At 46.6% G+C, this 12,865-nt stretch carries 12 protein-coding genes, 1 tRNA gene and 1 pseudogene; 8 read left to right on the forward strand and 6 right to left on the reverse strand.

The genetic code is table 11. The features are described 5' to 3' along the window. Positions 1–95: 95 nt before the first annotated feature. Positions 96–172 (forward strand) — tRNA-Asp (locus WJM94_RS22725). 313 nt (positions 173–485) lie between these two features. On the opposite strand, the pseudogene WJM94_RS22730 reads toward WJM94_RS22725, so the two are convergent. The 5 genes and pseudogenes from WJM94_RS22730 to hemC form a co-directional block, all read right to left on the reverse strand. Further along, positions 486–638 (reverse strand): annotated as a pseudogene (locus WJM94_RS22730) (IS630 family transposase); the annotation flags it as partial. Positions 639–815: 177 nt separating this feature from the next. Continuing rightward, positions 816–1,997: a heme biosynthesis protein HemY gene (locus tag WJM94_RS22735; RefSeq protein WP_444496445.1), complete on the reverse strand. Its 1,182-nt coding sequence runs from the start codon at positions 1,995–1,997 to the stop codon at positions 816–818. After that, on the reverse strand, positions 1,997–3,211 hold the full coding sequence (locus WJM94_RS22740) for a uroporphyrinogen-III C-methyltransferase (protein WP_444496446.1): 1,215 nt from the start codon (positions 3,209–3,211) through the stop codon (positions 1,997–1,999). The genes WJM94_RS22735 and WJM94_RS22740 overlap by 1 nt, the downstream gene beginning before the upstream one ends. A gap of 17 nt (positions 3,212–3,228) precedes the next feature. Continuing rightward, positions 3,229–3,957, reverse strand: coding sequence for a uroporphyrinogen-III synthase (locus WJM94_RS22745; RefSeq protein ID WP_444496447.1), 729 nt, complete (start codon positions 3,955–3,957; stop codon positions 3,229–3,231). 2 nt (positions 3,958–3,959) lie between these two features. Then, a complete protein-coding gene (gene hemC / locus WJM94_RS22750) occupies positions 3,960–4,898 on the reverse strand; it encodes a hydroxymethylbilane synthase (protein ID WP_444496448.1) in 939 nt (312 codons plus the stop codon). A 347-nt stretch (positions 4,899–5,245) separates the two neighbouring features. Between hemC and WJM94_RS22755 the strand changes: the two genes are divergently transcribed. Beyond that, positions 5,246–7,771 carry a class I adenylate cyclase gene (locus WJM94_RS22755; RefSeq protein ID WP_444496449.1) on the forward strand — a complete coding sequence of 842 codons (2,526 nt, stop codon included), beginning with the start codon at positions 5,246–5,248 and terminating at the stop codon, positions 7,769–7,771. Positions 7,772–7,843: 72 nt separating this feature from the next. On the opposite strand, the gene cyaY is transcribed toward WJM94_RS22755, so the two are convergent. Continuing rightward, the gene (cyaY, locus tag WJM94_RS22760; RefSeq protein WP_444496450.1) at positions 7,844–8,158 is read right to left on the reverse strand and encodes an iron donor protein CyaY; all 315 of its coding nucleotides are present in this window, start codon (positions 8,156–8,158) and stop codon (positions 7,844–7,846) included. Positions 8,159–8,232: 74 nt separating this feature from the next. Between cyaY and lptM the strand changes: the two genes are divergently transcribed. From lptM to yigB, 6 genes are all read left to right on the forward strand, one after another. Continuing rightward, a complete protein-coding gene (gene lptM, locus WJM94_RS22765; protein WP_438273230.1) occupies positions 8,233–8,349 on the forward strand; it encodes an LPS translocon maturation chaperone LptM in 117 nt (38 codons plus the stop codon). Positions 8,350–8,410: 61 nt separating this feature from the next. Beyond that, positions 8,411–9,664, forward strand: a complete 1,254-nt coding sequence (gene lysA / locus WJM94_RS22770; RefSeq protein WP_444496451.1) for a diaminopimelate decarboxylase — start codon at positions 8,411–8,413, stop codon at positions 9,662–9,664. A 10-nt stretch (positions 9,665–9,674) separates the two neighbouring features. Next, on the forward strand, positions 9,675–10,505 hold the full coding sequence (gene dapF, locus WJM94_RS22775) for a diaminopimelate epimerase (protein ID WP_444496452.1): 831 nt from the start codon (positions 9,675–9,677) through the stop codon (positions 10,503–10,505). Positions 10,506–10,525: 20 nt separating this feature from the next. Beyond that, positions 10,526–11,230 carry a DUF484 family protein gene (locus WJM94_RS22780; protein WP_444496494.1) on the forward strand — a complete coding sequence of 235 codons (705 nt, stop codon included), beginning with the start codon at positions 10,526–10,528 and terminating at the stop codon, positions 11,228–11,230. After that, entirely contained in the window at positions 11,196–12,128 is a 933-nt protein-coding gene (gene xerC / locus WJM94_RS22785) for a tyrosine recombinase XerC (protein WP_444496453.1), read from the forward strand. Before WJM94_RS22780 ends, xerC begins: the two co-directional genes overlap by 35 nt. 9 nt (positions 12,129–12,137) lie before the next feature. Next, positions 12,138–12,854 carry a 5-amino-6-(5-phospho-D-ribitylamino)uracil phosphatase YigB gene (gene yigB, locus WJM94_RS22790; protein ID WP_444496454.1) on the forward strand — a complete coding sequence of 239 codons (717 nt, stop codon included), beginning with the start codon at positions 12,138–12,140 and terminating at the stop codon, positions 12,852–12,854. Positions 12,855–12,865: the final 11 nt, after the last annotated feature.

Here is a 12,865-nt window from a genome sequence, read left to right on the forward strand (position 1 = left end):
TAGCGCCGATGGTAGTGTGGGGTTTCCCCATGTGAGAGTAGGACATCGCCAGGCTTTAAATTTTGGACACTTGCTAAAGCGAGTGATACCACTGCGGAGTGGTAGTTCAGTTGGTTAGAATACCGGCCTGTCACGCCGGGGGTCGCGGGTTCGAGTCCCGTCCACTCCGCCATTTATTAGAAAGCCTAGTCGAAAGACTAGGCTTTTGTCGTTTATGACGTATAGTTTCCCTTTCAGGGAAATCGAGTCCCGCTCCTGTGCGAGTCCAATTGAACGCAAGCCCGGCCCATTTGGCCACTTATACCAATCTGGAAAATTAACTGGTCAGGTCTATCCATCTTCTCGAACACATCTTGCTGACTCTGTCGGAGCATTCCCTAAAGCTATTCCAAGCCCTACACACTTTGTCTTCGTGATCCGCAAGAGGCTGATTGTGATGCCTTTATTGACCTACGGGACAACGATGGCCTCACCAATGCCTTTTGGGGGCAGACAGAACCGAACAGATAGGCATACTCAAATTGCTGTTGCTTCACAGCTCTTAGGCGCGTTCCTTTTCCAGCCCATTAACGGGTTGTTGTGTTTTGTTGCCCAAATCTGGCTTCATCCTGAAACCAGGCATCGACACACTCTAAAGCCATGTAGTCGAGCAGATAATAGATTGAGTCAGAGCCAATAATCTCATTTTCATCTGGATGGTTTTCTGCGGGGTCGCGAGATTTTTAAAGCCTATATTATTAAGGCTAACTGTGTTTAATGGTAAAAAAAGGCCGACATGGGGATGTCGGCCTGTTAGGTATCAAATGTAGGTCTACTTAATCATTTTGAACAATTGTTAGAGCTTTACGAGACACTTCGTGCGCTGCTTTCGTTAGATTTTGCTTCTCTAGTGTGTCGGCTAAGAAAGCGTAGTCAGAGACATCAGAGCGAAGTTTTAGAGCCGCCTCAAACTGCTCTTGAGACTCGTGCCATTTCTCCTGGCGGAAGTAGAAATGAGCCAACGCACTGTGTGCTGCTGCATTATCAGACTCTTTCTTTACTACGTCTTCGAGGAGTACGACCACTGGATGGATATCTGGCACATTTAGCTCTGGCAGAAGTTGGTATAGCTCAGGTGCCGGAGTCTTGTTCAATGCCTCTTTGAGCACGGTAAACGCCTCATTATCGGCTTTGCGGGCAATTAACTCACGAGCAAAACACGCGATCAAATGTGGGTCTTGCTTCACTTTACGAGCTAAACTGTTCCAGTGAGAAATTAGCCCTTCACTACCTTGCTGTTGAGCGACTTCATGTAGTAATCCGCCTTGAGCTGTTTTAATTAGCTCAATTTGTTCGTTTTCACTGACAAGTTTTTCTTTGCTGAGCTGAGGCACTAAGTCGATCAATGGTTGCCATAGCTTCAGCTGCATATAAGTGGTCTTGAGAAGATTGAGAACAATAGGATTATTGGCATACTGACCTTTCAGCGTTGACAAGGTGTCAAATGCCGCTTCAAACTCGTTATCACGAATAAACTGTTTTGCGCGTGTCAGTTCAACGGCTAATTGAGAGTTCTCCTGCTGACTCGCCAGCTCCAGGTATTTGTCACGTTTTTCTTTATCACCAAGGCCTTGAGCGGCTTCTGAAGCTACTAGGTAGCATAGAAGTGGCATGTCGTGATGATTGGCCCAGCGAGTCACCTTCTTCTCTGCACCTTTCCAGTCACCCTCTAGCAACTTGATAATGCCTTCGTTGGTGTAGCGACGAGAACGACGCATTTTACGCACACTGAAGTAGTTCCAAGTGCTTGAACTTGCGTAGACCAGTTTCTTGATTAGGTATTCTAAAATGAATAGTCCAGCAAGGGCTGCGATTACAAAGATGACCAGCGTTGTTACACTCATCTCGATGGTTTTGTCTGCGATCGAGATCAGCACATAACCCTGTTGGCCCGAGTATTGTGTACCAACAAACAGGCCTGCTCCTAAAATGGCAAATAGGAAAATAAGACGAAACATTACTTATCCCCCGCACCTGTCATAGTAGTAACTTCACGACGTAGACGCTCACGAATAACATCTGATAGTTGAGATTGGCTTTCCAGCTTGGCTGGGTACTCAACTTGGATGTTTTGCTCGCTTAACTGGCTCACGGTTTTATTGAATTCTTTTACCGAGTTATTGTCCTGGTTAAAGAACGCCAAAGCCCATTTATCTGCCGTTTTAAGAGAGGTTGTGTACACCTCGCCTTGCTCTTGATAAACCGCTTTGATTGCTGTTTCTAGCTTGGCTTTGATGTTCTCTTTAAGATAGAAATGCTGCTGAGGAGAAAGCAGTGGGATTACGTTGCCATCACGAGTACGGAAAGTGATAAAGTTTTCTGAGAAGTCCTTTAGCGACGTCATCAAGTTATCTTGCCAGTTAGAAATATCCTCAGATACTTCTTGTTCAGCAACAGCTGCTGCTTCTGGAAGAAGAGCGTTAGCTAATGGAAGTTTATCGACTTGTTGTTGTAGGGCAGTCAGACGCAACACTAAACCGTCACGATCAATTAAAGGTACGGTACGCAGCTTGGTGATGTCGTTGGCCATCGCTTTGCGTAGTTTGACCAAGCTAGGGTCATTCAGTGCGGCAATACGTTGGTCTGCGCTTTCCATCAGTTGAGTGGCACTTTCTACGTCGTGTTCAAGGAACAGCTTACGGCCAGCCAGTTTGACTAAGTAATCTGCTTCTGCCAGTAGCCAGTCGTTTGGACGACGGCCTTTCACGTCAGCCACCGCGAGTTGCAGGCTTTCGATACTTTTCTGTTGCTGGCCAAGTACGACTTCCGCTTTATGCGTCACAGTTGTCGCTTTTTCGATGGTTTCTTCTTTTACTTGGGTCAACTCTTGCTTCATTGAGGCTTGAGTTTGTTCTAGCTGGCTTTTCAACAGGGCGATTTGTGCTTGGTAATCGGTTTGTTGCTCATGAAGTTTATAAGCTAAACCGCCGCCAAAGATGATCGAGAGAATTATTGCTGTGGTGCCGAGTTTAACCCCACGCTTGCCTTGCTTCTCTTCGAATTCGGCTTTCTTTGGCTCTTTTGGCTTGTCTGTGTCAGCAGGTTTGGATGATTCCTTTTTAGGCTCAGCGTCCTGTTGAGGGGCATCTTTTTCAGCTAGCGGTGCCGGAGAAGAGGTTTCTTCGGCAAGGTTTTTATCGTTATTTTTTTGGTCGTTATTTTTACTTGTCATGCCTTTATCCTGTGTAGCTAGGGCTGGAGAGCAGCCAGTAATTCTTGGTTGGATGCGCTTCCTGTGCATCTCACCTGAGTAAACCCCTTTTGAATTGCGATGTCGGCGATACGCTGACTGGGGATGTACAACTCTAGTTGATTAAGCCAAGCCAATTGCGCTGGTGTCAATTGGCTGCACAAATAATCAAGTTGTTCACCACTGGTGACGATGATCTGATTGATTTGTTGGGCTTTCCATAGTGAGACACAGCTTACTGGATCGAATGGGATGAATTCTCTCTTGTAAGTCTCACTATAGTGAACTTTTGCGCCACGTCTCACCAATGCATCTTTAATGAGCTCCCTTCCACCGTTTCCACGCAGAATAACAACGTTCTGTTGTTCTACATTTTTTAACACTGGAAGTTGCAATAAGTGTTCACTATCACTGACTTGAGGATAGTGTACTTTTTGTTGAGTGCATTTGCTTAAATAGTGTGCGGTTTTTTGACCAACGGCAAGGTAAATGGCGCGTTTAGACCATGGTATACCGTTGTTTGATAAAATTTGCTGTGCACACTCCACCGCATGCTTACTGACTGCAATAATGAAGTGAGCGTGATTAATATGATCGGAGAGGTGTGTATCCGAGAGATCGGCAACAATGTCGATCAATGGATGGTGGTATGCGGAAATGCCGTGCCTTTCGAGCAGAGAGCAAAGTTCGATGCCTTGCTCTCCCGGCCGAGTGACCAACACTGCCATTGCTATTCGTGAACTGCGTACAGCTTAGTGAGAATGTCGCGAGCGCCATTGTCCAGCAGCTCGTTTGCCAGTTTGATTCCGAGCGCTTCAACATCGTTGCGATGACCGCGTATTTCACCACGGATAATTTGGCTACCGTCTGGCTCTCCGACCAAGGCGCGCAGCCAAACTTCGTCACCATTAAGCAGAGCATAACTGCCGATAGGTACCTGACAACCGCCTTCCAGAGTCAGGTTCATTGCTCGCTCACAAAGTACGCGGTCTGCGGTATCTTTGTGGTTTAACGGCTCGAGCAATTTATGCAGTCTTTCGTCGTCTAATCGACATTCGATGCCAACAGCACCTTGACCAACTGCAGGCAGTGATTGCTCAGGTTCAATAAAACAGCGGATACGCTCTTCAAGTTCCAGGCGTTTCAGACCCGCAGCAGCAAGAATAATCGCGTCGTATTCGCCGGCATCCAGCTTACCAAGGCGGGTACCAACGTTCCCACGTAGCTCTTTGATGATAAGGTCTGGGCGGTATTCCTTCAGTTGGCATTGACGGCGAAGGCTGCATGTTCCGACAACGGCACCTTGAGGTAACTCATCAATGTTGCTATAGGTATTAGAAACAAACGCGTCGCGTGGGTCTTCACGCTCACAGATGGTGACCAGACCAAGGCCTTCAGGGAAATCGACAGGTACGTCTTTCATTGAATGCACAGCCAGATCCGCACGGCCTTCCAGCATAGCGACTTCCAGCTCTTTTACGAACAAGCCTTTACCGCCAACTTTGGCTAATGGTGTATCCAAAATCACGTCTCCTTTGGTCACCATGGTTACTAACTCGACTTCTAAACCTGGGTGAGCGGCTTGAAGGGCATCTTTGACAAAGTAAGCCTGCCATAAAGCAAGTGGGCTTTTTCGAGTTGCAATGCGAATTGGTGTGGATTGGGTCATGATCTTCTCAATGCTGTTTGGATTTGGCTTTATCCTACCATCCTCATTAAGAAATTCTTACTGTTAGTTGGCTATCTGGCGGCGCTATGAATGGAATTACATGATGTTATGAAAATAGTGTGACTAGATTCTCAATTAGACTAAGGACTATTATTAATTAGGGGCGATTACAAGCGACACTACCTCGTCTTCAATTTTGTGACTAGAGTAAGGTTTTTTCCATGAAACGATTTAGCGTCCTGAAACTTTACCATGCTCAATAAAAGTGTTAAATTGATCACGTTTTTGAGTCTTTTTGGCTTAAAATATCATCAGGTATCTGTGACTGTTCAACCAAGGAACTACCCTTGCAGGCTTACACCAAAAAAATAATTCAGCGATTAGACACTTTGAATCAGCAGCGCGTTGAGCGTGCGCTGGCGCTTATGGATTCGCAAAGCCAGCAAGTTTTCCACTTGATTCCTGTCTTGTTGAACTACAACCATCCTGTCATTCCGGGTTATTACGATGCCGACGTACCGTTCGGTGTTTATGGTCTGGAGCTTAATGATGTTCAACAGCAATTTATAGACGATACACAACTCACCATCAGCGAGCTGCTCGAAAATGCGGAAAAACCTGCGATTCTGGGTTTGTATACCATGGGCAGTACTTCATCGATTGGTCAAAGCACATCAAGTGATCTAGACATTTGGGTGTGTATTTCTCCAGAGATGGACAATGATGCGCGTGAAGTGCTTACGAATAAATGTTTGCTGATTACTGACTGGGCGCAGAGTAAAGGTGTTGAAGCGAACTTCTTCCTCATGGATGAAGAGCGCTTCAGAAGTAACCATTCTGAAGAGATGACCGGCGATAACTGTGGCTCATCTCAGCATTTATTATTACTCGATGAATTCTATCGCAGCGCAGTGCGTATCGCTGGGCAACGATTGTTGTGGCAAATTGTGCCACCAGAGATGGAAGAGTCTTACGACGAGTACGTTTCGCAACTTTGTCGCGATGGCTACATAGATTGTAAAGAGTGGATCGACTTTGGTAAATTGAACCGAATTCCAGCGGAAGAATACTTTGGCTCGAATTTGTGGCAGCTTTACAAAAGTATCGACTCACCTTACAAATCGGTATTAAAAGCCATTCTGCTCGAAGCTTACTCGTGGGAATACCCTCACACTCAATTACTAAGTATTGATACCAAGCGTCGTTTCTTTGCTCATGAGCCTGATCTCTACGGCATGGACGCGTATTACTTAATGCTGGAAAAAGTCACCCGTTATCTTGAACGTATTCAGGACGATACGCGTTTAGACTTAGTTCGCCGTTGTTTCTACCTTAAAACTCATGAAAAACTGTCTCGTCAGCCAGATATCGGTTCTGTTGCCTGGCGTCGTGAATCTTTAAGCGACATGATTGCGAAATGGAACTGGGATGAAAGTGTAGTCGTAGAGCTCGACAATCGACGTAACTGGAAGGTTGAGCAGGTGAAAGTGGTGCATCATGCACTGCTAGATGCACTAATGCAGAGTTACCGTAACCTTATCCAATTTGCGCGCCGTAATGACATCACTTCGGCCATCAGTCCGCAAGACATCAGTATTCTAGCCCGTAAGCTTTATGCTGCTTTTGAGGTACTTCCGGGTAAAGTAACGCTACTGAATCCTCAAATCTCACCAGATTTGCATGAGCCGGATCTGAGCTTTATCGAAGTGAAAAATGGTGGTGTGAACAAGTCTGGCTGGTATTTATACAAACAGCCGTTGGTCGCGCATCGTATTCTTGGTCAGCCATACCTTGAGCACCATGAATATCTGAGCAAACTGGTTTCGTGGGCATTCTTTAATGGCCTTATCACAGAATCGACCCGTTTGCATGCCGTGGTGCGTGAAGCGCAACTGGATATTGATAAGTTCTACCAAATGGTGAGCGACTTACGTAATACCTTTGCCTTACGCAAGCGTCGTCCGACGATGCAGGCACTGGCGAGTCCATGTGAAATCAGTCAACTTGCCATGTTCATCAACTTTGAATGTGATCCGACTGAGGAGTTATCTGGTCGTTCGCTGAAAGTTGATTTGAAGAATACGGATATATTCAGCTTCGGACCTGAGCATAAAAACTTGGTCGGCAGTGTTGATTTGGTTTACCGCAATTCCTGGCATGAAGTTCGTACGTTGCACTTTAAAGGCGATACGGCGATGCTCGATGCACTGAAAACTATTTTGGGTAAGATGCACCAAGATGCGCTTCCGCCGGAATCGGTTGATGTGTTCTGTTACGCGAAAAACATGCGCGGTGTGATGCGCAATAAAGTATATCAACTGCTAGCAGAGTGTATCGATTTACGCCTGAAACCTGTTGAGCAGGAAAAACGTCGTCGCTTTAAAGCGATGCGTCTTGGCGATCAGACTTACGGTTTGTTCTTCGAGCGTCGCGGCGTATCTGTACAGAAGCTAGAAAACTCGGTCGATTTTTATCGCAGTATCTCAACCAACAAGCTGAAAGGTTCGCCGTTATTAATGCTCGATCGTGAGCAAGAATATCAAATGCCTGAGGCGGTGGATGGCTTTGCCAGTGAAGGTCTGGTGCAGTTCTTCTTCGAAGACAGCGAGAAAGGTTTTAACATCTACGTGTTAGATGAATCGAATCAGGTGGAAGTGTATCACCAGTTCAGTGGCTCTAAAGATGAGATGATTGCTTCGGTCAACAGTTTCTACACGTCGGTGAAAGATGATACCCGTGTGGCCTCGAAGTTCATTAACTTTAACCTACCACAGTACTATCAAATCATTCATCCTGAAGAGGGTAATGCGTACATTATCCCTTATCGTAACGACTGTCCTCCACACCGCCCACATAAAGCGGTGAATGCTTAGAAGCAAAAAGAATAAAAAAACAAAAAGAGCACCAAGGTGCTCTTTTTCTCTATCGGTAAGAACAAAATGAACTTATGCCCAGTCGATCTCTTCGCCTGCGTGTTTTTCACACTCTTGTTTTACCATCTCAAACAGTTCCATGCCGGTTTTTGAGCAGGTCCATTTGTCTTCGATGAGCTTGAAGTGGAAACCACCAGATTTCGATGCCAACCAAATCTCATGCATTGGCTCTTGGCGGTTAATGATGATCTGGCTGCGGTCTTCAAATTCTAACGTCATTACGTTTCCAGACACTTCGTAATCAATGTCTGCGCCTGAATCATCGATGGATTCTTCGATGATTTGTATCTGCTCATCCACCAGTTGATGAAATTCAGTATCGTTCATCCGTCTGTCCTATTGCTTTTCCTGAATGTGGTGCGATTATAGGGGGCATTGATTCAATAATCACGATATGCCAAATGAAAAAATTAGTTACTGTGTTGTTTGTGATGGCTGCCGCGACATTGGCAGGGTGTGGTCAGTCTGGCCCACTGTACATTCCAGATGACACGCAACAAAACGAGCAATCACAATAAATGTCCGCACCTTAGGGTGAAATTAGGGTTCAGCAGTCGAATAAAATAAGGGAAGCGAATTTTGGATTACTTTAACTATCAGGAAGATGGCCAGCTTTGGGCCGAAGACGTCTCACTTCAAGCTCTGGCAGAGCAACATGGCACTCCTCTTTATGTATACTCTCGCGCCACGCTAGAGCGCCACTGGAAGGCGTTTGATAGTGCTGTGGGTCAGCATCCACATCTGGTTTGTTATGCAGTAAAAGCAAACTCAAACTTAGGCGTACTAAACACACTGGCTCGTTTGGGTTCAGGCTTTGATATCGTTTCTGGTGGTGAACTGGAACGCGTTATTGCTGCAGGTGGTGACGCGAAGAAAGTGGTATTTTCCGGTGTAGGTAAAACCGCTGCAGAAATGAAACGTGCACTAGAGCTAGGCATCAAGTGCTTTAACGTTGAATCTGAGCCAGAACTTGAGCGTCTGAACAAAGTGGCGGGTGAACTGGGCGTGATTGCTCCGATTTCGCTACGAATTAACCCTGATGTAGATGCGAAAACGCACCCTTATATTTCGACTGGTCTACGTGACAACAAATTCGGTATTGCTTTCGATCGTGCTCCTCAGGTGTATAAATTCGCACAAAGCTTGCCGAATTTGAATGTGCAAGGCATCGACTGTCATATCGGTTCGCAACTGACAGATATTGATCCGTTTATCGACGCTACTGATCGTTTGCTGACACTGATTGATGATTTAAAAGCGCAAGGCATCGATATTCGCCACCTGGATGTAGGTGGTGGTCTGGGCGTTGTGTATCGCGATGAGCTTCCTCCTCAGCCGTCTGATTATGCAAAAGCGCTGTTAGGCCGTCTTGAAAATCATAAAGAGCTGGAACTTATTTTTGAACCTGGTCGTGCGATTGCTGCGAATGCGGGTATCTTGCTGACTCGTGTTGAGTTCTTAAAACACACCGAGCACAAAAACTTCGCCATCATTGATGCTGCGATGAATGACCTGATGCGTCCTGCACTTTATCAGGCATGGCAGGAGATCGTGCCAGTTTCACCACGCGAAGGCGAAGCGCAAACTTACGATTTGGTCGGCCCAATTTGTGAAACAGGCGACTTCCTGGGTAAAGATCGCGCATTGGTTTTAGAAGAAGGTGATCTACTCGCGGTTCGTTCAGCTGGTGCCTATGGTTTTGTTATGTCTTCGAACTACAATACCCGTACCAGAGCGGCGGAAGTGATGGTTGACGGTAAACAAAGTCATCTTGTACGCCAGCGCGAGGAGCTGACCAGTTTGTGGCAGCTGGAACAGATTCTACCGGAGTAAGATACAACAAATGCATTTCCATTTTTCCAAAATGCACGGGTTGGGCAACGACTTTATGGTCGTCGACTGCATCACCCAAAACGTGTTTTTCTCGCAAGAGTTGATCCGCCGTTTGGCGGATCGTCATACTGGAGTCGGTTTTGACCAGCTATTGGTGGTAGAAGCGCCTTACGACCCGGAAACTGACTTCCACTACCGCATTTTTAATGCCGATGGTAGTGAAGTTGAGCAGTGCGGCAATGGCGCGCGCTGTTTTGCGCGTTTTGTTCGTCTCAAAGGTTTGACCAACAAATACAGCATCAGTGTTAGCACTAAGAAAGGAAAAATGATTCTCAACGTCGAAGACGATGATGAGGTGACGGTCAATATGGGTGTGCCTGAATTTGAACCGAATAAGATTCCTTTCAAAGCGAAACAAAAAGAGAAAACCTACATCATGCGTGCAGGGGACAGTACTCTGTTTTGTGGTGCGGTTAGCATGGGCAACCCACATGTCGTCACTGTAGTGGATGATGTTGATACTGCTGATGTTGAGACGTTGGGGCCGCTGCTTGAATCGCACGAACGTTTTCCTGAGCGTGTAAACGCAGGCTTTATGCAGGTGGTTGATCGTAACCACATCCGTCTGCGGGTTTATGAGCGCGGCGCGGGTGAAACACGAGCTTGTGGCAGTGGCGCTTGTGGCGCGGTTGCAGTTGGTATTCTGCAAGGTTTGCTAGACGAGAATGTCAAAGTATCGCTGCCTGGTGGTGAGCTGAATATCGCTTGGCAGGGACCGGGTAAGCCGCTGTATATGACCGGCCCAACCACACATGTATTTGATGGACAACTGTCGTGTTAGTGGAAAAGAACGAAAAGTGTTTGTCTGTAGTTGAGTCCGATGAGTTAACGGCAGAAGTGGTCGCTGAATATCTTAAAGATCACCCGGATTTTTTTGTTCAGCGTCCAGAGCTCGTTGATCGTATGTCATTTCCGCATGCGGATTTAGGGGCGGTATCACTGGTCCACATTCAGATGAACCGACAACGTCAGCGAATTGAAGAGCTCGAAGAAGAGATCACAACGCTGATGTCACTGGCGGCGAATAATGACCGGACCTTCTACGAGTTCATGGAGTTGCAGGAGCAGATTCTCGAATGTGCCGACTTCAAACAGGTGATCAACGCTATTGAGCAAAAAGGTCAAGATTTGGGGCTGCGAGCGTACGTGCGGTTGTTTAGTCAGTGTGATGCCTCGGTTCAACTGAGCAAAGAAAATTACCAACGTTTTGCTGCCAGGCACCTCAATGGCAAAGATGCCTATCTAGGTCGATTACGTAAAGTTGATCGTGAAGCTTTGTTTGGCAATCTGGATATGCCAGAAATGGGCTCTTATGTGGTGTTGCCGTTGGTAAAGAAGCAGACGCTTGGCGTAATGGCATTTTCCAGCCAAGAAGGTGGCCATTTTCAACCAGATATGGATACCTTGTTTTTGCGTCATCTATCCTTAGTAGTGGCACATCTTGCTCAAACATTGGTATGGCAACGTTACGATGACGACAACTCCAAACACTCCTCTGCCAAATAGTCTGCAAAAGCCTCTTCTACGCTTCTATGAATTTCTGCGAAGTGAAAAGGGGCTGAGTTTGCATACTCAGCGTAATTACAAACAGCAACTGGAAACCATGGCGCACCACTTAGACGAAATGGGACTGAAAGACTGGTCTCAGGTCGATGCTGGTTGGGTTCGTCAGTTAGCGGGTAAGGGTATGCGTGAAGGCATGAAAGCCAGCAGCTTGGCGACCCGTTTATCTTCACTGCGCAGTTTCTTCGATTTTCTTATCCTGCGTGGCGAAATGTCGGCGAATCCGGCTAAAGGCGTTTCTGCACCACGTAAGAAGCGTCCGTTGCCAAAAAACCTCGACGTTGATGAAGTTAACCAGTTACTGGAAGTGAATGAAGATGATCCATTAGCGGTGCGTGATCGCGCGATGATGGAGTTGATGTACGGTGCAGGTTTACGATTGGCTGAGTTGGTCAGTGTGGATGTGCGTGACGTGCATCTGCGCAGCGGTGAGCTTCGTGTCATTGGTAAAGGTGACAAAGAGCGTAAAGTTCCGTTTTCCGGCATGGCGACCGAGTGGGTCGGAAAATGGCTCAAAGTGCGGGGCAGTCTTGCGACTCCGGGTGAGCCTGCATTGTTTGTCTCCAAGCTGGGTACTCGTATCTCTCATCGCAGCGTGCAAAAGCGTATGGCTGAATGGGGGCAGAAGCAGTCAGTGGCGAGTCACATCAGCCCACATAAATTGCGTCACTCGTTTGCAACCCATATGCTGGAATCGAGTAATAACTTACGAGCGGTACAAGAGCTGTTAGGTCACGAAAATATTTCGACAACTCAGATCTATACCCATTTGGACTTCCAACACTTAGCACAAGCCTATGATCAGGCGCATCCACGCGCACGTAAAAAGAGCGGAGACTGAGAAAAAGACATGAAATTTTACCGCCGTATCGCACCAATCAAAGCAATGACGTTTGACCTTGATGACACTCTCTACGACAACTATCCGATAATAGCTCGTATGGAGCGCGAACTGTTGTCTTGGTTACAGCAAACGCATCCGGCGGTCGCGCACATGGAAAAGCTGGATTGGCTTAACGTGAAAAGGCGTGTCTTGGAGCAGGATCCGGATCTGAAAAGTGATGTAACTCTTTGTCGTTTGGTTCAGCTTAAACGAGGTTTTCTCGAAGTCGGCTATGATGACAAGCAGGCACAAGCAGCAGCAGAAGAGGGTTTGCTGGTGGCTTTGGATTGGCGTAGCCGCTTTGAAGTACCACAACAAAGCCTTGATGTGTTGACTCAATTAGGCGAGAAAATTCCGTTGGTGGCGATAACCAATGGTAACGTTGATTTAGATAAAGTTGGTCTGACACCCTACTTCCAAAGTGTACTGAAAGCGGGACCAGATGGTTTGGCAAAGCCAGCCGGAGATATGTTTGTGAAAGCGCAACAAATCTTGGATTTACCAGCAGAGAATATTTTGCATGTTGGTGACCACATCGTGACAGACATTCATGGTGCAAAACTGGCTGGGTTTGCGGCATGCTGGTTTAACGATGTGAACCACAATGTCGTTCAGTATCCAAGAGCGCGCACTTTGCCTGATATGGAAATTCACAATTTGCAGCCGCTGCTGACACTGGTTTAGTTCGACCAAGA

The organism is Vibrio sp. YIC-376 (assembly GCF_052353105.1).
Taxonomy (GTDB): domain Bacteria; phylum Pseudomonadota; class Gammaproteobacteria; order Enterobacterales; family Vibrionaceae; genus Vibrio.